This is a genomic window from Chitinophaga sp. W3I9 (assembly GCF_050434025.1).
In the GTDB taxonomy this organism is placed as follows: domain Bacteria; phylum Bacteroidota; class Bacteroidia; order Chitinophagales; family Chitinophagaceae; genus Chitinophaga.
In genome coordinates, this window is record NZ_JBNPWC010000001.1 from 6,143,987 (window position 1) to 6,163,880 (window position 19,894).

The window sequence follows — 19,894 nt, forward strand, 5'->3', positions numbered from 1 at the left end:
CAGGTTATGGCCTGTTACCGATCGCCTGAAGATCTACCTGGTATCTGTTGAGAAATGTGCTGACAACAACATCGTATTTCTTTCTTATCAATCCCTTTTCATCCACCTGGCTACGCAGTACGCCCGCTTCCAGTTCATCTTTGGTATGACTGGTAATCAATTGAATAAATGCCAGGAAATCAGTGGCCACATTCAGCTGGTTGTTGTATGGCTCCACGACGCCTTCTGCCAGGAGCCTGGCAGGCGGTACCTGTCCGTAGGAGGGCGGCGCCAGGGCTTTGAATGCATCAGGAACAATAGTGCCGTCTGTCCGAACGACGCGTTCCATATAGCTTCGGTGCAGCCAGCCACGCATCTGCTTGCGTTCTGCCGGTGTTTTTTTCGACAGCGTACTATCGGCCCAGCCAATAGCCAGCATACTGCTGGTGGCAGAAAATCCGGTTGCTGAACGGGTATTCCCTGCGCCGATATAGGAGGCAAGTAAAATTTTGTAAGGGAGTGTGGTCTTTAAAAAAGCCTCCGGGTATACGTCCAGTAATTCCTCTCTTATATACTGTAACGTGGATGCTATATAAGCGGGATTAGCATTAAATGCACTATCTGTTTTCTTATCGGAGTAGTTATAAGCATAATCCAGCTGTGTAAATTTATACAGGACAAAAGTGTTGTATTTTTTATACCAGGCCACTATCGTATCATCATACTCATGATTACCCTGTGGGAGCGTATATAAGGGCTGGACAGGATCCGGTGTTAATGCCGCCTCTTTATTACAGGCTATTCCCACTAACAGCACTATCAGGAAATATAATCTCATATATGATTATTTACAGTTGAAAGAAATTATTCCGGTAAACGCTTACCTGCGAATAAGGGATTTTGTGTCAGTGCCGGGTTCCTTGATAGTACATCGGTGGGTATCGGCATTATATACTGCGGGTCGCGTGCCGGCAACCGGAACACCTGCACCGTTACCTGGTTGGGTGTAAAGATGTGTTTGATCGATGGCATGCCGTAGCGTCTCAGGTCAAACCAGCGATGTGCTTCTTCGCGGTATAGTTCCCGGCGGCGTTCTGTTCTGCACATTTGCAGCAATACATCTCCCGGTTTTACGATCCAGGGGGTGAAAGAAGCCCGGTCAATTCTATTGGCGCGCAAGGTATTCAGGCTTACCAGTGCCTGTGCGGCGGCGTTACCATCGCCTGTTTTCCTGTATTTCTGGATGTAGGCTTCTGCACGGTTCAGGTAAGCTTCGGAACTTCTCCACGAATTGGTTAATTCGGCAGAATGCCCCGAAACGGATGGCACATTCTTCATCTGTGAAAAATCGGGCGTCAGGAATTCTTTCATAAATTCCGGATTGATGTAAAATCCTGTTTGCCTGCGCAGGTCATTCTCTTCAAAACAGTTCACCAGGTCGTACGAAATATCATATGCCTCTGAATAAGTGTTTGGTAACTGCTCCTCTCCCTGTCCATAGTTCCAGATACTTTCAATATTAGACGGTCCTATCAGCATTTTATTTTCTGTATCCGGCATCCCTCCCCAGGTGTTCAGGTCCATTAACTGCGGGTGATAACGCAGCACTTCGTCGGCATGACTGATCGCTTTATCCCAGTCTTCCATGTAAAGGAAAACCCTGCTGGCCAGCAGATGCGCAGCCACATGGGAAACCCGGTAATATTCGCGGTTAGCCTTGTATTTATCCAACAGGTAAATACCGCTGTCGAGGTCACTCACAATCTGGTTGTACACTTCTTTCACGGTGTTCCTGCTGAGAAAAGCATCCGAGAGGTCGGCGGTTTTCCTGATAGGCACGCCGGGACTTTTATCGGGTGTAGTGAGGGAATCATTATAGGGTTTTGCATAAATATTCACCAGCATAAAGTGATAGAACGCCCGTAGTGTATAGGCTTCTCCTTTAAACTGGTCTTTGTCGGCCTGCAAGCCGGTTGAATTATCCATATACTGAAGCGCTACATTTACGCCCAGCAGCAACTTATAATAAGTGCTCCAGGTATTGAAATTGATAGCATTGCCGGCAGCGGCCGTGGCGGGCTCCATGTCTGGTTGCCACTGAAAGATGGGAGCCGGCAGGAGTGGCGCATTTGAGTGGGCCATGAGTGGTCCTGTATAGCCCTGGGTGTCGTCATCCAGGAATACCATCCAGGGTTGCAGCAATGTGGAAGCGGTAGGGTATCCATCATAATATAATATTTCCCCGAAATCATGGGTGGATTTAGGTATTACATCTGTTGGAGAATATTCCTGCAGGAACTTCTTGCAGGATACCAGACACAAGGCGCCTATGATTACAAGCAACGATTTCTTCATGCTGTGTTATTGAAATTAGTTACATTAAAAAGTAGCATTCAGGCTGAAAGCATATTGCCGGGTAAGCGGCAATGCAGTGGTGCCGATGCCATCAATTTCAGGGTCCTGTCCTTTTAGTTTCCTGTTGGCAACTGTAAAAACATTATTTACGGCGGCGCCAACGCTTAAATTCTTAATCCCGCTTCCCTTTAGCTTAACAGCAGGAATGGTGTAGGTAAGATTTAGATTGCTGCATCGCATATAGTTGTTACTGACGGTTCTCAGATCAGACATGTTATAAGCCTGGAACGGATCCACGGATATTTCTCCGGCGTTTACATTGGTACGGTTACTGAGCACTTTGTACGGTATAACAAGCCAGTCCCGGGTGGCTAAAAGATCCATCACTACAGGAATATCTGTATGTAATTCGTCACCCGGTTTACGCCAGCGGTTTAAATAATCTTTGCTGAGATTGGTAAATGGCGCCGGCACCCCATTCAATGCATTTGTGCGCGGGAAAGGATCATTGAGCCGTTTGCTGCTGCCAATACTCACGTAAAACAACATCACTGCTGAAAAGGATTTGTACCGGAACACCGGTTGAATACTCCCGGTGAAAGAAGGTTGAAGTTGCCCGGAATACACCAGGAAATCATCCGGGTTGGTGGTTTTTTCCTTGAGATCTAAATTCCTGAACATCGGCAAACCGCTGTTATGATTCAGACCATTATAAATATAAGAGTAGAAACCACTCACTGGTTTTCCGCGTAAGTGTCCGCTGCCATTAAAAAAGGAATTGTAGTCGTTGGGAATAATTTCGTCAGATACCCGGTTGCTGTTCTTGCTGGTGGTCAACGTAAAGGAGAGCGATGTGTTCCGCGATCTGATGGCATCTACATTGATCATCGCTTCCCATCCCTGGTTATATAACTCGCTTCCGTTCCTGTACATCACATCCATACCATATTCAAAAGGAATCTTTATCATGTCCAGTACATCCGTTGTTTTCTTCGAGTAATAATCAACATTCACCCGCAGGCGGCTATTGAACATGGCTACCTGGGTGCCCAGGTTCCACTGGTGGGTTTTTTCCCAGCGCAACTCCGGGTAAGGCATGGTTTTTATGTGCAGGTAGGGTTTGCCGGTAATGGGACTTGTTTCTCCCACAACGGGGGAATAAGTGGCTACCAGGTTAGGTCCTACTGCACTCACCACATTTCCCTGTGTGCCATACGAACCTCTCACCTGCCAGTCGCTGATCAGGGAGCTTACGGGAAACCAGTTTTCTGAAGAAGCATTCCAGCGGGCAGCAATACTGTAATTAGGTAAGAACCTGGAGTTGGAATACTGCCCAAACCTGTTGGAGCCATCCGTCCGGATGGTACCGCTCAATACATAGCGGTTCATCATGCTGTAAGCGGCCGTACTGTAATAGGAAACGGAGTTGTCGATAGCTTCGTTGATTGTTTCTGAACTATATAATTTCCTGCCCATTACAGTCGGAAAGAATGACTTTCCCCTGTCCGGAAAGTACCCCGGTTCCCTGGATGTAAGGCCATTGGCGGTTTCACTTCTCACCTCGTTACCCAACGTAAAATTAAACTGGTCGCGGTCCTTCCGTACGCCTGTATTGTAATCTATGCTGTTCCGCATTCCGAGCGACATACTCTTCTGGTTCATCATATAGGCCATGCCTCCTGTGGGCAGCGCCGTCAGCATCATCTCCTGTGTAGGCACCACCTCCGCGCTCCATCCGCGTTCAACCGCAATAGCATATGTTTGCTCATCAGCTGCGGTTAACCCATCGGCTCCACTCACAATAACGTTGGAAGAATGGCGAAAAAACAATCCCTTCCTGATCTTATAATCCAACGATAAATTCAGGCTGGAAGAATGTGTGCTGCTGTTGTTTTCCGAGTGACTGATTTCATTTTGTATGTTATAAACATACGGTGGCCATACTAACTGTACGGGCTCATTAACCCTCAGGTTGCCCGGCGTGCGCACCGGGTAAAAATCGTCCGGGCTGTAAATACGGCTTGTTTGCAACGCATAGGTCAACGGGTTTACCGACTGGTAATACCCGGTGGATTTTATATAATTGCTTTGCATGGACAAGTCCAGGTTCAACCGTTTACCAATCTGCGTGCGCACACTTACATTCGCTGAATATGTTTTCTTGCCATCCTCTTTCGCTGCGCCGTTAAAGCCGCCATAGCTCAGGGAAGCGTAATAGGTGGTTTTGCCCGCGCCGCCACTCATGCTGAGCGCATGCTGCATGCTCATCTGGTTCCTGAACAACACCTTAAACCAATCCGTATTCCGGGTTTCAATAGTGCCTACCCCCGCCCGGAATTCTGCTTCCGTAATTTGCCTGGCATACAACTGTCTTAATAATCCTTCATACGAAAAACGTTCTTCGAAACCACTTTCACTTCCGTTAAAGACCACGCCATCTTCTATCAGTGATTTTGAGAAAGCCACGCGTTCCTTCGAATTCATGAGGTTCAGCTGGTTGTAGGATGGACGCGCCTGGAAAGATATATTTGAATTGTAGGTTACTTCCACTGGACCCGCCTTTCCTCTTTTAGTGGTTACCACAATTACGCCGTTGGCCGCGCGGGTACCATAAATAGAAGTAGCGGCGGCATCTCTTAAAAATGTGATGCTTTCAATATCATAGGGGTTCAAACCACTGATGGCGTTTCCCATCAGTTCATAGTTGGATTGGGAAGGACCGCTGAGTACATTATTCAACAATGCGGAGGAGATATTAACGGGGTCGGGGCGTATCATACCATCGATCACCCAGAGCGGGGCGGCGTTGCCAATTAAGGTGGAGGTACCGCGGATTCGCATAGTAGGCTTTGCATTCACACCACCGGAGGTGTTGATCACCATCAGCCCCGGCACTTTGCCCTGCAACATCCGGTCTACAGACGGCTGACCGGGCTGTAAGATATCGGCTGCATTGAGTTTTAATACGGAGCCCGTGGCTAAACGGGGATCTATTTTCTGATACCCGTTCACCACAACTTCCTGGATTTCCCGGGCAATGGTATCCATTTTAAAAGGGATCAACGGATCGTCTGACACCTTCACTTTGTACAGCAGCGTTTTCATTCCTACCAGGGAGAGGCTTACCTGTTCCTGCTCCCGGGCAACCAGCATAAACATCCCGTCGGGCTGTGTTACGGTCATTTCCTTTGAGGTAAGTCCTTTAATGCTCACCCCTGCCAAAGGCGAGCCCTGGGGGTCGGTTACCCTTCCCCTGAGGATCACCGACTGGCTGGTTGCCTTTTCTGCAGACACCTCCTGTTCGTAGATAATGATCCCGCCCATCTCCACCATAAATTGCAGGCCGGTATTAAGCAACAGTTTTTTGAGTAACGATTCCAGGGAAACCGCATTTACTTTCACCGTAACCGGTGGCTGACGCCGGATTAGCTCACTGTTATAGGTAAAGCGTATATGCATCTTCGTACGCAGATCCTTCAGCACTTTGCTTAAAGATGATTTATTGGCCTCGTAAGAAATCTTTCTCGATAATATTTCCTGTCGTATACTATCCTGCGCCAACGCCCCATTGCCGGTAAGAAGCAGCAAAAGCAACAACTGGTAAGGTAACCGCATGACATAGCGCCGCGCTTCCTTCCAGGCGAAGGACAAGCCCAATAAATTTCTCATTCTGGTTTGGTATTATGGTTTAAGCAGTAACCGGTGGCTACTGGCAATCTGATTGACTCCGGTTGATATTCTTAACTATTGACGTTTCATGATGTGCACTGTTTTGCCTTCCACCCGGAACCTTAAATTACCCATGCTATGGCTGATCTGGTTCAGTACATCCTGTAAAACCGCCGGGCGGCGCATATCTAAAGTAAAACTTATTTTCTCGAGCGTTGGATCTTCAAAAACAAAAACGTAATCATAATTCCGGGCCAGGTAGCCGGTAATATCCAGCAGTGTGGCATCTTCAAAAAAGAGATCGCCTTCCATCCAGGCGGTGAACACCCTGGCTTCTACGGTCCTTTTTTGCAGCGAACCATTTTTATCATTATAAACGGCCTGCTCATCGGGCGCCAGTATGGTATGCTCCTGGCCGGCGGTGACCAGCAGCTTTCCGCTGCTTAAAGTGGTTTGTATACCCGGTCCGTAGGTGTTTACGTTAAAGGCAGTACCCAGTACTTTCATGGTCACTTTGCCCGTATGTACCAGGAATGGGCGTTCTATATCGGCGGCCACATCGAAGTAGGCTTCTCCCTGCACATACACTTCCCGTGACGGGCCGTTAAAGGCAGCAGGATAGATCAGCCGGGAACCGGCGTTGAGCCATACCCTGGTGCTGTCGGCCAGCCGGAGGGTGAATTGTAAGCCGCGGGGCACTTCCAGTGTATCCATCGCCGTTACTACTGCACGATCGGCGCCGGCATCGTATACCAATGACGACTGACCTGCTTTGATAGCGGCGATGCCGTTGTTTTGAATAACCTGTGTGTCGCCGCCAAGCGTTATTTCATGACCGTTGGATAACTTGAGGCGCACCTTGCCCACGGGCATTTCGTTGGCCAACTGCGGCGTGTGCTGCCTGGGCAGGAATGTCCATAATGCTGCCCCGATGGCCAATACCAATATTGCTGCGGCGGCCAGCTTCACCAGTGTGAAACGGCGGTCCTGCCTGCGGTCCCTGGCCTGTACAAAACTCTGCCATCCCTCTTCTTCCGGGAATTTTTCCGCGCCCAGTCTCGACTGCATCTCTTTAGCTGCAGCCAGCATTGCCAGCTCTTCCTCCGTCAGGGATTCCCCCGTTCTGTTCCCATCCATCAGGTCCAGCAGCTTATCCCAGTCTATTTCTTTATCTTTTTCATTCATAACTTCGGTAATAAGGGCAAACAATTATGAAAAAAGGGTGAAGGCCTGTCAGTTATTTTTTAAGAAAAAAAGGAAAGCGATGAAAATATTCATCCACCGGCATTCTTTCCGTAAAAACTGCAGTGCCAGTTTTATCTGCGTTTTCACCGTATTAATGGAGATACCGAGCGTTTCGGCGATATCTTTATATTTCAGTCCATCCCGGTTGCTTAGCAGGAATATCCGGCGGCGCTGCTCCGGCAGCCGGGCTACAGCCGCCCACAGCGCTGCATTGCGGTCGGCTTCCGCTTCATTGTCTTCCAGCGGAAAATGCTGCGTCATGTTTTCAATGACGGCTATTTCCTCCAGCGACGTTTTGCCTGATTTCTTTAAATAGTTCAGTGAAGCGTTGCGGATGGCGCGAACGGCATAACTCTTAAAATCGTGGGTAATACGGATGACATGCCGCTTACTCCAGCAATAAAGGAAAAAATCCTGCACAATATCCCTGGCCGCGTCCTCATCTTCCACTACATAGTAAGCGGCAGTGCACAGGAAGGTGTAGTGAAGTTTGAACTGTTCTTCGAAAGAAACTACTTCACCTGATTTTGGTTGGTACATAAACCACTTTGTAACTTCATTGTTATCCGCACAAAGTATAATAAAATCCGGATTTATTTCCATCATCTGTTGTCCCGCATTATGCTGTTGCTGTTTTTTGCAGATAACCAACGGCCGGCTGCCTCATTTAAATCACCACTATCATCATAGGCAACAGAAAAGTGAAAAAGGGTGAAGCAGGAGGAAAATTTTTTTCGGGGATGTAATCCCGGCCATCAACAGGAGCGTCTGTATTTATTAATCTGAACTTTTTAACAAAGCAGTTTGCACGTTTCAGCAAACCGGTCTTACCCGGTTAATCCGACCTTTGATAAAACTAAAATTATGTCCAGCGTTTGGTTTATTACAGGCAGCTCCCGCGGATTGGGAAGGAGCCTTACAACAGCTGTACTGGCGGGTGGCGACCTGGTAGCGGCCACCGCCCGGCGTCCCGGCCTGTTAAAAGATCTTGCAACAAAGTATCCCGGCAATATATATCCGCTGCAGCTGGACGTTACCAACAACGCACAGATCATCGCCGCCATTGAAAATACCATTCAACATTTTGGCCGGATAGATGTGCTGGTCAATAACGCAGGCGCCGGCATCTTAGGCGCCGCTGAGGCCTACAGCGATGAGCAGGTACTCAGCCAGCTGGAAACGAACCTGTATGCACCTATCGCCATCACCCGTGCAGTGTTGCCATATATGCGCCGGCAAGGTTCGGGCAGGATACTTCAAATCAGCTCCGTAGGCGGCAGGGTGGGCAGCCCCGGCCTCACCATTTACCAGGCCGCGAAGTTTGGATTGAGCGGTTTCAGCGAAGCCCTGGCTAAAGAGGTAAGACCATTGGGCATACTGGTGACAAGTATTGAACCGGGCGGTTTCCGCACCGGCATGACGGCCTCTTTGCCCTGCGCGCAGGAGATAGCGGGCTATGAAAAGACAGTGGGCACCCGGATAACACTGTTTAAAAATAGTAACTTTAGCCCCGCAGGCACGCCTGACAAAGCCGCGGAAGCAATCATTAACCTGGTTAAGCATCCTGCGCCCCCGGTACACCTGGTACTTGGAAGCGATGCCATATACCGGATAAGGGAAGCCAATGCGGAAAGAAATGAGGAAATGGAAAAGTGGCTGCCGGTAAGCGTCTCTACAGATGCAGTGAGTTTTACACAAACGGATTAATACAATTGAATAATGCCTTCACTCAATAAACAACCATCCCCTATCGCGTATTCCTGCTACACCATCAGTACCCGGGAGGGAGAACAGTTTATACAGGACTATGTATTCAGCTACCAGGTGTCGGGAACAATGATCATGAATGATGGCAACAAAGCATATATTTTTAAACCCGGTGATGTCAGACTCGGCAGGCGGAACCGGCTGATGAAGTTCAACAAGCTACCGCCCGAAGGCGGCGAGTTTAAATCGTTTTCCGTTCACTTCGATCAGCCCTTCCTGCGGGAGTTTAGTATGGAAGCCGGATATAAAGCCGAAAAGCAGGTGAATGGCAACGCTGTCATTGCCCTGGAACCCCATCCTTTGTATAAAAACTATTTTAATTCACTGCCGCCCTACATGCAACTGAACGGGGAAGATGATGCCGCGCTGGTTACATTGAAATTAAGAGAAGCAGTGCTGCTGTTGTTAAAAGTAAATCCCGGCATGAAAGATATATTATTCGATTTCAGTGAGCCGGGAAAAATAGATCTCGAAGCTTTTATGAATAAGAATTTTCATTTTAACGTGGACCTTAACCGGTTTGCTTACCTGACCGGCAGGAGCCTGGCTACTTTCAAGCGCGATTTCGAAAAGCTGTTTCATTCAACCCCCAGCCGCTGGCTGCAGCAGCGGAGATTACAGGAAGCCTATTATCTTATTAAAGAAAAAGGTAAAACGCCTTCCGATATTTACCTGGACCTTGGCTTCGAGGACCTCTCGCATTTTTCATTTGCTTTCAAGAAGCAATTCGGGACAGCCCCCACAAAAATTTAACGGGTGCGTGCCCGCCTGTCCGTAAGCATCCGGAAATACCCCAGCATCCCGGCAGATAACACCAGGCAGAAAAAAGTACATACTACCACCGCCCATACCGGCATATCGGGCCGGAGTCCCATGAAATACTGCACTACCGCGTATCCCATGCCGCCTAACATAAACAGCATGGCCAAAGGTATGATGAAATACAGCAGCAGGATCATCCCGGAATTAAAGAAAGAGGCCATCCGCCAGCCCATTGCATATAAAATACCTCCTATTGCAAAATATCCCATTACCAGTAACATAACAGCCGCTCCACTCATTAACAGGTATTTACTTGTGGAGAACTCGCCGGCGGCAGACATACCGGGTTCATAGCCCACGGTAATCACCTCGCCGATATCCGGCTTGCCGGAGGAGGATACATCGGTTTCCATTTCCACCGGTGTGCCGTCTTTCGTTGTGAAGGCTACCGTGGAGCGATACATGATAGTGTTTTTATTTTTGCTGTCCTTCGATACATAAGAGGAAAAACTGACCACCTTCGCTTTATACCGCGGCAAGGTAAACGCATTCACCACAAAGTCGCCCAATACACCCGCAAGCGTGGCAGAGAGACTAAGCAGGCAAAATACCACCAGCGAAACATAACCTATCCCCATGCAGCCAGGTTTGCCGCCCGGGTTGTTTCGTTTTAATATTTTAACCGCTAACAGTACAGACAATACTACAATCGCTATGGCCGCCCAGCCATAGCTGGTTATACGCAATAAGATGATCAACATAGATTCCGGTAAACACCCTTTTTTGGGGTAAACAATAATTTTCAACTTGTAATATAAGAAGGCATTTCTAATATTTAAGATAAACTATTGCAGGTGTTCCAATGCAAATTTAAAAATGGCATCCCTCCCGTTACTTTCATCATCCAAACTATTGGATATAAAATAATCCGGGGCAATCCCTCCTTCTATATTCGTTCCTTCAACAGAAACAGCCATAGAAGCAGCGTATTTCAGCACCCAGCCATTGGGCAGCTCATAATCAAACGGGGTACCGCTTCCACCGCCTGTTTGATCTCCGATTATAACAGCGTTTGGTAATTCCGACATATACAGCACAAAATCATTGCACGAACTGAAACATCTCCTGTTTGTCAATATCAACATTGGCTTGCCTGCCAAAACAGGATGCCTGGGCGCCAGGTATTTGGCCTCCGGCGGAAGGAAGTCATCATGGCCCGGTCCGCGCTTATAAATATCATACTTCAGCAACATCTTTTCCGGCAGCAACTTCTCCACGATCCTGTCTACTTTTAAAGAACCGCCGCCCCCATTATCCCTCACATCAATGATCAGCCCTTGTACATCTGCCAATTTCTCAAACACCCGGTCGATATCCGCTAATGTCAATTCCTCCCCAAAGGACGGAATGTGCAGATATCCAAACTGTTCTATGAAAGTATACGCCAATGTACCCTGGTAGTTAATTCCCGGCAGGTACTTTTCCTTTAACAGGCCGAAATTAAAATTGTGGGGATATGAATTGTAATAACCGGTGTAAGTGTGCTTCTGCTCCCCGTTGATAAGGGCCACATGGCCATCCATCAGCTGATCAAGCATAGCTGTGCAAATATCAAACAATTCCCCGGTGCTGGTTTTGTCAGATACCATCGGCCGGTATTTCCGGTAGGCTTCTTTCCAATCCACTTTCTTATAGGTGAACAGTGCATACCTGGTATCCATCGCATGCCAGAGGCTTTCAAAAACAGCGACAGGGTTTTGCTTGTCTTCTTTTATAATCGCCTTTTCACAGGAAACGATGAATAGCATCATCACCATGCATATGCTGACAACATTCCTCATAATAAAAAAAAGTAGTTGATGGTTAAACTATGCATAGCTGATTGTACCCCGCTCACCTCTTTAATCCGGTAGTATTCCCATTGATAGTGTAAAGACAGGCCACTGCCTTTGCGCATGCTCACCTTTATGCCGGTGTTACAGTAAAACCGGTTAAGCTTATTCCAGCTTGTCAGCTTAATATCCCGGGTAATGGTCCGCAATGAGGGCGTATGCAAACCGGCTTGTCCTTCGTATACCGAATACGCTGTGGAAAGCGCAGCAGCCACCGGGCAAAAGATGCGGGTGCTTAGTTCCCAGTTTTTGCCGGCCTGTTTATCACGCCATGAAAATACATAGCTGTACCGGGCAGTGGGGCCAATGGAACTGATAAACTCATAGTAATCACGATTGTTTACGTAATGCAGCTGTTCCCTCAGATGGAGATAATTATCCAGGGCAGCGCCAAATTCAAACCGGGTTCTGTCTGTCTTTCCCAGCGTAAATAAAATATTGTAGTCTAACCCCAAAACTTTTGATCGCATGGCGCCAGATCCTTTGTTGGCATATAATTTCCCCCATGCCCCACGGGCGCCCACTTCCTGTGTTACCCGGCCGGTATGCGAAAACCGGGCGGCCATACCGGGATATGTTCCCTGGTAAACAAGGGCAGACATCCCGGCGTCTTTCACCGTTTGCCTGGATAAAAACACGCCCATTGATACCATCTGCTGCGCCGGGCTGCGATGGCACCATAATATCATGAAAAGGCAAAAACAAAAGCCCATTTTACGACCCGGTATGTTCAAACAGCTGTTGATTGCCTTAATATTTAATGGTAAAAGGATAAAAATCTGTCCAGTTTTGCATCCAGTTTTCAGTTCCGAAAGCGCCTATATAATTTACTTTCTTAAAAAATCCCTGGAAAGGCTCCCCGCTGAAATCAGCGCCTGTCAGAGCTGCCGCACCGGTGGTGGGCAATAGTTCAGGCAGCGCAAATTTGAACGGGTTGGTAAGACCGATTTCTTCCGGTTTAACGTACATTTTGTTATGATGATTTACCGCGTAATCAGTAACGCCGGCTGCATCTATTGAGTAAACAGCCCCGGGATCTACGGTAAAAGCATCTGCTGAAATATTACTATGCACCAGGTTGGTGGAAAATTCGGAGGTGCCGTCCATTAACCGCTGTGCGGCGATATCGTCGCTGAATTTAATCCCGCCTTTTGGCATTCCCATCAAAATAGAATTTCTCAAAACAAACGCCCCGCTATAACTTACATTTAAGGCGGCGTTCCAGGGTAAAGCGCTATTGTAACCAGGATTGTTATACGGGCCAACAGCGGTAACGTTTGACAATACCGGGCGTGTATCCGGCGCTACCGGGTACCCCTTGGTATCGTTCAGTACCAATAATGCATCGCAGGTGCTGATAAAAGGTCCGGGGGCAGCAAAATAAGGATGTTTATAGCTCACTATAAACTGCTGCATGCCGGTATAGCCGTTTGAATAAACAAATCCTGCCAGCCGGTTATTAAATGCCACCAGGTGCTTTGCATTCACGGTTCCACCGAAGAAGCCAAACCCTGAAGTTTGTGTATAGCTGGTTTGCACATTTTCAATGGTGGTGCCTGACCCTACGCCAACACAGGCCAGTCCGTATGATTCGGTAGATCCCACTCCTGCAAATTCGATGCGCACATACCTGAGCACACCGGAATTATCCCTGGGATCATTTCCCCCGCCGGAAGGTAAAAGCGCGCCTAACCCGGTCAGGGTCATTTCTGTACCGGCCCCACCGGTATTCTCATCATAAGCGCTGACAGGCGCTTTGCCAAAAATATACAGTCCACCCCAATCACCGTGTTGCTGGAACCCGGAAGGTGTGCCGGAAGTAAATACGATCGGCTTCTCCGCAGTGCCTTCGGCCATAATTTTCGCACCTCTTTCAATAGCAATATAACCGGATCTTCCGGCGCCAGCTGCCACGCTCCTGCTTTTAATAACGGTGCCCGGCTCAATAGTGAGCACGGCATTGTTTGTTACATTCACGGATACCGCAAAGGTGTAAATGGTATCGCTTTTCAGGGTGCGGTTTGCGTCGATTTTTTCCGGCAGGGCCACGACTGGCTTTTGGGTTTCTAACTTATTATCATCCTTCTTACATGACAACAAACAAATGGATAGAAAGGCACTGAGCATCATCGGCAGGCAATAGTTTCTGTTCATTTGGCTTATATTATTTTGACGGTGGTATATTACAAAGGTGAGACTGGCATGATATGCCAATCTCACCATCATTAAATGTTCTGAAAATTGCTTAGAATCTTGTCCATCCGAGAGAACCTGATCTTACAGTCGCCCAGTTTGCACCACCTGAAACAGGGAATGCACCACGGTAAGCAACTGAACTGAATCCAGTTGAGAATGCACCGGTGAAATCAGCACCTGTAGCAGGAGCAGCACCGGAAGTGAGGAAGAACTGAGTGGAGTTAACGCTGCTCAGGTTAAACGGATTAACCAGGCCGGCGCCGCTCGCAGCAGCCAGTTCAACATTTGCATTGGTAGCGTTTGTCAGGAAGGTCTTTAAAGTTGCATCTGTGTAGGAAGTAGTTCCTGAAGCAACTGCAAAGGCTTTTCCTGAAGTATTGGAATGAACGAAGTTCTTCCTGAATTCTGACGCACCGTTAGTCAGGGAATCTGCAGTAACGTTTCCGTCAACCAGTAAACCAGCAGCCGGGAAGCCCAGGAAAATGGAGTTACGTACAGACAAGCCGGTATTTCTGCGGAAATGCGCACCAGCCTGGAATGATCCGTCAACACCAGTGGCTGAAGTTACAGGGAAATCCGGGTTAGAATCAGCCACACCGTTGTTACCCAGTACGGTTAAGTTAGAAATGATCGGATGTGTGCGTGGTACGTTAGTAGCTACGCCGGTATTGTCGTTATCACATTCGATACCATTAGACTTAGACTGGTCATTAACTTCAGGATCGCGCAAAGCAACCAGGAACTGTAATCTGCCACTGTAACCGAAATCAAAATCAAAGTCATCATCAATTGCACGATAAGAGATCAGGTGGGTAGGGTTTACTGTACCACCAAAGAACTCAAAGGAATCATCGCCGCTATAGCTTACCTGTACGTGATTAATCACAGTACCGGAACCAACGCCGCCTAAAGTCAGACCATTTACTTCATTGTTATTTCCGAGTGCACCCTGGAAAACACCACCAGCATACTCAATACGTGTGTAAGTGATAGTACCGCTGTTATCTGCAGGCGTTGTACCACCGTACTGGGCATCTGATGTGTTAGGAATACCTTCGATGAAAGTTGTAGCTGGTTTATTGGTTGGCGCCTGGCCGAGAATAATGATACCACCCCAATCGCCGTTGGTAGGAGTAGCTTTAATAGAGGTAAAAATAACCGGGTTGTTCAATGTACCGTTTGCGTTTAATTTACCGCCTTTAGCTACTAACAGTACGCCTTTTTCTCCAGCTACATCATAACCTTTGATGGTTGTTCCGGCTGGAATATTCAGGATCGCTCCGCTTTTTACGGTTACCAGGCCTTTTAAAATGTAAGTTTTGGTTGCGAGTAAATTTACAGTACCTACAACATTTCCTTTAATGGTGTCAACGTTGGGATCTGGGCCGGATACTACGTCACGTTCAATGTTTCCGTCTTTTTTGCACGCTGCAAAAGATGCCGTCAGGGCTGCGATAGTTAACAGTTTACTGATCGTTTTCATTTTGTTGAAATTTTTAATGATAAAGTGGGTTTCATAAAATGGACATCAGCGCCTTTACAAGGGTTAAGACAAGGCATGCCCACCAGCAACTGTGTTTAGCAATTGCCGTTGTTTGCAGTACAAAAATCAATTACGGTTTTACCAGCTTGTGCGCGCACACATCAAAAAACCGTTTTCTTTCTCCGTGCTACTTTTTAAAATTGTAAGAAATTGTGAATGTGTAATTACTGAATGATTTCCTTGAAAAAGTTGTTCCGTCAAAAGTGTTCCCTGAATACTTGCCGTTCAAATCAAAATCCTGGTATTGTATGTACCTGTCGTTCAGCAAATTGGCTGCATTCAACCTGAGTTCCAGTCGTTGTTTCAATAGCTTTTGCGAAAGTTGTACATCCAGCTGGTTACGAGGGTTTTCATATATATCAGGATAGGCCCCGATTTCAGACCTGTCTTCAGCGGTAGTTCCAACAACAACAATGCGCCGGCCGGTACGATTAATTGCTGCTGAAAAGCTGAAAGTATTTTTAAATGCGTTAACAAGCAACCCTGCATTGAGCAGATAAGGCGACTGCCCCATTAATGGCCTTTCCCGCAATTTCTGTGTAACCTCCAATCCGGAGCCTGCGGTTTCTCCCATTATTTTGGAATGTATCCGGGAATAATTACCAAAGATGATAATGTTACGGAGCCATTCAGGGCCGGTTCCAAAATAGAGGCTTTTACGCAGCTCAAATTCAAGTCCCCATACCAATGCCTCATCCACATTCCTGTACGTGCGTACAAACCTCGTTGTGGATGTTGTTGCCTGCGTGGTAAGTTCCACCGGATCATGCAAATTCTTTTTGAAGATAGATGCCGAAATAATTTCAGCGGCGGAAGGAAACCATTCTACCCGGAAATCGAGATTCTGTATCGTTCCCCGGTTAAGCTCCGGATTACCAATGGTCATATACCCGCTTACAAAATCAAAGTAATTATAGGGGCTTATTTCCCTGAACTCGGGCCTTGTCAGTGTTTTTGAATAGGCCGCCCGCACGTTCATTGATGTAACCGGGCTGTAAATGATCGTTGCCGAGGGTAGTACATCTGTATTATAACGGATATAATCTATAGGCGCCTGGTCATCTCCTGTTCCACCGCTTCCGGGCAATTTGCGGTTTAGCTCCTTGTTGGTGCTCAGGCTCATGGCATAAAACTCCACTCTTGCACCATAGATCAGTTTAAGATTGTCGAGCAGCTGACTCTCCACGTTTACAAAAGCCGATGCCAGGTTAGCCCCGCCGGTGTATTGATTCGCAGGCAGCTCATAATTTACTGCCACTAACCCACCGGGCCTGAAGTTTTCAGGACTGAGTATCTTATCTATTGGCTGGCCGAAGTTAATGGCCGAATCACTTGGGAAACCTCCTGTATCATTGCCGGTAGTTAACCCGCGGGCGGCATCAAAATACCCAAGATTATAAGTGATATACTCTCTCTTCCGAAATTGTGTAAAAGCGCCTGCTTTGACAATCTGTGGCTGGCCTGCCACTTTAAAAGGAGTGGATACCGCAAAATTGATATTATAAGCATCTTCCTTTAAATCGGAATATAGTTTACTTGAATTTTCAACAGAACCGAACTCTGGTACAAAGTAATCCTGGTCTTTATATCTCACCGTATCTGCGCGGTACAGGTTTACATAACCTAACCGCACCTGGTTGGGCTCATACTTCCTGATTTTGTTATAAGAAACATTCCAGGTAAATGTAACCGGTGCTTCTATCCCTAACCGATGCTCACCCTGGAGTTGCGCACCCAGCAAGGTTTTTTGCGTAGGGTGCATATCCACTACCCTGCTGTTTACGATATCGCCAATCCCTTCTCCCAATGTTTTCTCCCCATTTTTGATGGTGGTTACTGTTTCAAAGTCCTGGTTAAACATGCTTTTAATGCCTATCTTGTTCTTTCCAAACTGGTAGGTGATGTTCAACAAAGCTCCTGTATTTACCAGGTACCGGTAGGCTTCCTCATTAAAATAGGACCGCATAAACTTCACCGTGTCTCCCGGGCCGGCAGTGCCCTCGTATTTACTATACCGTGCAAGATCATACCGTTCCACCTGGTCAATGGTTTGGTCTTTGCGGTAATTTGCCAACGCTACGATGCCAAACTTCGTATCATTTTTGAAGTTAAAGGTTTTGCCATAGCCAATCTGTACCTGTTGTATGGGCTCTGCTTTCCCGCTGCTTACCGGCTCCCAGCCTTTGCTCAGCGCATTGCTGATCCGGAACCTTTCTTCCGGATAGAGCTGGGCCAACTCACTGGCTTTCATTTTAAATTCATCCGGGACCGCGCGTTTACCATCATCAAAGCCTATCCAGTCATTCTTACCGCTGCGGTCTTTGAAAAATGCTTTCCCTGTTTGCCCGTCATAAAAGCCGGTTCCGAGCGACAGTGTAATAAAATCCTTATCCGGAAAATCTTTCGTGTTCACCTGTACCACGCCACCGGCAAATTCACCGGGCAAATCTGCGGTCGCTGTTTTTGTTACTACAATGCTTTCCACAGCCAGCGCAGGAATCAGGTCCAGGCTGAAAGTGCGCCTGTCGGGCTCCGTGCTGGGAAGCAGCCCTCCGTTTAACAGCGTATAATTGTAGCGGTCCGCAAGTCCCCTTACCACCGCATATTTCCCATCGAGCACACTTACTCCTGTTACCCGCTTAATCGCATCTCCTGCATTCCTGTCGGGTGTTCTGCGTATCAGCTCTGCAGAAATCCCATCGGTGATGGCCGTACTTCTTTTCTGAAGGGCATACAATGCTGATTGCGATTCCCGGCGATACGAGCTGGTGATTACCACATCTTTCAGCCGCTGGGAGGTTTGTTGCAAAACAATATCTAAAGAAGTGGTTCCATTTTCTTTTACCATCACCTCTGTGATCACCTTCGCCTGGTAACCGATGTACCTGAACTCCAGCTTATATTGTCCGGGCTGCAGTTTCAGCACATAGTTTCCCTGGATATCTGTACTGCCGTATGAGGAGCCTCCTGAAGCGATGATCGTTACACCCGGAATGGCTTCACCTGTTTTCCCATCTGTTACCTTGCCCGATACACGTCCTGGTTCCGCCCGTTGGTTCCGTTTATTATTATCTAAGCTGATAAGAATATTATTATTAACAACCTGGTAAGAAAAATCTGTTTTCTCCAGCATCCTGTCCAATATTACATCCAGCGGCGTATCCCTGAACGACATGGCGGCAATGCGGGTTTCTTTAAAAAGATCTTTATTATATGCAAAATATAAACCGGTTAATTCTTTCAGTTTCTCAATACCAGTCGTTAATTTCTGGTGCTCAAAATTAACCGTCAGTTTGGTATCGGAAAGTTTCTGTGCCCTCACATCCGCTGCGCCAAGCAGAATGCCGGCATTGAGAATGTAAAGGAAACACAATACGGAAATACGTAAAAATCGCTCTAAAGATGCTACAGTTATTTTCATTCGTTTAAACAGGATTACACCGGGTTATTAATACATTACGATTGTCTTGTCGGTAATAGAAAACTTGGTTTTATTGATGGAGCTCAGGAGTTTCATCACATCTTCAATACGGTCTGTTTTTTTGATGGTTGCCGAAAAATGAAGATGATTTAAATCCCGTTTGCCTGTTTTCAATACGTAGTTATAGTTATTAAAGAGAATGGCCTGAAGGCTCTCAAAGTCAACATAATCAAGCACAATAATTCCTGTCCGCCAGGAGCTTACCGCTTTTCCATCGCTGGTGGATTTGATAGATTTATTCAACAGCAGTTTATATTGAATCTCTTCGTTAGGGGTTAAAAATCCAATCACTTCCTTGCCACGGTTCACGCCAACCTTACCGGTGGCCACTGATATTCTCACACATTTAGAGAAATTATAGGCGTCAATATTAAAAGAGGTGCCCAGAACCTGTGTGCTCAGGCCCTTGCTGTGCACAATAAACGGCCGGTTAGTTTCATGCGCCACATCAAAGAAAGCTTCACCTTCCAGCAGGGTAACTTCTCTTGTTTTCTCTGAAAACTGTTTCGGGTAACTGAATTTCGTGGCTGCATTCAACCATATTTTAGTACCGTCCGACAGCTCCACCAGCTTCATTTTACCTTCGGCCACTTCAATCGTATTCATGGCAGCCGAATCTATAACAGCAGCCAGTTGTTGTTTACCACCTGGTTTGCTAAGGAAAAAAGTGATTCCTGCTGAAATCAAAACAAGTCCTACTGCCGCCGCTATTTTTATCATGTTGCCCATCCTTCTTACCGGTGTTCTTTGCGGCTGGGATTTTATTTTACCATGAATACCTTTTAAAATAGCCCGATGCGCTTCTTCCTCTTCCTTTTCAGTAGAAAATGCTGGTGAAGCAGGATGGCTGATATCATAAGATGAATACCAGGCCTCTACCTGTTCGCTCTCCTCTGGCGATAGTGTACCATTCAAATACTGACCTAGCAGCTCCCTGATTTTTTTTTCGTTTAGATCCACAAGTTTGCCTTTATGCTATATACTTCTCTTTAAACGGGGTGAAGT

The 19,894-nt window shown here is 47.0% G+C and carries 14 protein-coding genes; 2 read left to right on the forward strand and 12 right to left on the reverse strand.

Annotated features, from left to right (window positions below):
• Nucleotides 1-4: 4 nt before the first annotated feature.
• The 5 genes from QFZ51_RS24965 to QFZ51_RS24985 form a co-directional block, all read right to left on the reverse strand.
• Nucleotides 5-817, reverse strand: a complete 813-nt coding sequence (locus QFZ51_RS24965) for a hypothetical protein (RefSeq protein ID WP_429050107.1) — start codon at nucleotides 815-817, stop codon at nucleotides 5-7.
• A gap of 26 nt (nucleotides 818-843) precedes the next feature.
• Nucleotides 844-2,334 (reverse strand): RagB/SusD family nutrient uptake outer membrane protein, encoded by a 1,491-nt coding sequence (locus QFZ51_RS24970; RefSeq protein WP_429050109.1) that lies wholly within the window; start codon nucleotides 2,332-2,334, stop codon nucleotides 844-846.
• A gap of 24 nt (nucleotides 2,335-2,358) precedes the next feature.
• On the reverse strand, nucleotides 2,359-6,003 hold the full coding sequence (locus tag QFZ51_RS24975; protein ID WP_429050110.1) for a SusC/RagA family TonB-linked outer membrane protein: 3,645 nt from the start codon (nucleotides 6,001-6,003) through the stop codon (nucleotides 2,359-2,361).
• A gap of 75 nt (nucleotides 6,004-6,078) precedes the next feature.
• Nucleotides 6,079-7,188 carry a FecR family protein gene (locus tag QFZ51_RS24980; protein ID WP_429050111.1) on the reverse strand — a complete coding sequence of 370 codons (1,110 nt, stop codon included), beginning with the start codon at nucleotides 7,186-7,188 and terminating at the stop codon, nucleotides 6,079-6,081.
• A gap of 48 nt (nucleotides 7,189-7,236) precedes the next feature.
• On the reverse strand, nucleotides 7,237-7,788 hold the full coding sequence (locus tag QFZ51_RS24985) for an RNA polymerase sigma-70 factor (RefSeq protein ID WP_370907717.1): 552 nt from the start codon (nucleotides 7,786-7,788) through the stop codon (nucleotides 7,237-7,239).
• A 324-nt stretch (nucleotides 7,789-8,112) separates the two neighbouring features.
• Between QFZ51_RS24985 and QFZ51_RS24990 the strand changes: the two genes are divergently transcribed.
• The gene (locus QFZ51_RS24990; RefSeq protein ID WP_429050114.1) at nucleotides 8,113-8,955 is read left to right on the forward strand and encodes an SDR family NAD(P)-dependent oxidoreductase; all 843 of its coding nucleotides are present in this window, start codon (nucleotides 8,113-8,115) and stop codon (nucleotides 8,953-8,955) included.
• A 12-nt stretch (nucleotides 8,956-8,967) separates the two neighbouring features.
• On the forward strand, nucleotides 8,968-9,768 hold the full coding sequence (locus QFZ51_RS24995; RefSeq protein ID WP_429050116.1) for a helix-turn-helix domain-containing protein: 801 nt from the start codon (nucleotides 8,968-8,970) through the stop codon (nucleotides 9,766-9,768).
• Here the strand turns inward: QFZ51_RS24995 and QFZ51_RS25000 are convergent.
• The 7 genes from QFZ51_RS25000 to QFZ51_RS25030 form a co-directional block, all read right to left on the reverse strand.
• A complete protein-coding gene (locus QFZ51_RS25000; RefSeq protein ID WP_429050117.1) occupies nucleotides 9,765-10,538 on the reverse strand; it encodes a hypothetical protein in 774 nt (257 codons plus the stop codon). The genes QFZ51_RS24995 and QFZ51_RS25000 overlap by 4 nt on opposite strands.
• Nucleotides 10,539-10,622: 84 nt before the next feature.
• Nucleotides 10,623-11,618 carry a S41 family peptidase gene (locus QFZ51_RS25005; protein ID WP_429050119.1) on the reverse strand — a complete coding sequence of 332 codons (996 nt, stop codon included), beginning with the start codon at nucleotides 11,616-11,618 and terminating at the stop codon, nucleotides 10,623-10,625.
• On the reverse strand, nucleotides 11,615-12,358 hold the full coding sequence (locus QFZ51_RS25010; protein WP_429050121.1) for a hypothetical protein: 744 nt from the start codon (nucleotides 12,356-12,358) through the stop codon (nucleotides 11,615-11,617). The genes QFZ51_RS25005 and QFZ51_RS25010 overlap by 4 nt, the downstream gene beginning before the upstream one ends.
• 61 nt (nucleotides 12,359-12,419) lie before the next feature.
• A complete protein-coding gene (locus QFZ51_RS25015) occupies nucleotides 12,420-13,823 on the reverse strand; it encodes a hypothetical protein (protein ID WP_429050123.1) in 1,404 nt (467 codons plus the stop codon).
• Between the two features lie 91 nt (nucleotides 13,824-13,914).
• Complete coding sequence (locus QFZ51_RS25020; RefSeq protein WP_429050124.1) at nucleotides 13,915-15,348, reverse strand: hypothetical protein; 1,434 nt, start codon at nucleotides 15,346-15,348, stop codon at nucleotides 13,915-13,917.
• A 187-nt stretch (nucleotides 15,349-15,535) separates the two neighbouring features.
• Complete coding sequence (locus QFZ51_RS25025) at nucleotides 15,536-18,829, reverse strand: outer membrane beta-barrel protein (protein ID WP_429050126.1); 3,294 nt, start codon at nucleotides 18,827-18,829, stop codon at nucleotides 15,536-15,538.
• Nucleotides 18,830-18,856: 27 nt separating this feature from the next.
• Nucleotides 18,857-19,849, reverse strand: coding sequence for a FecR family protein (locus QFZ51_RS25030; protein WP_429050128.1), 993 nt, complete (start codon nucleotides 19,847-19,849; stop codon nucleotides 18,857-18,859).
• Nucleotides 19,850-19,894 lie beyond the last annotated feature (45 nt).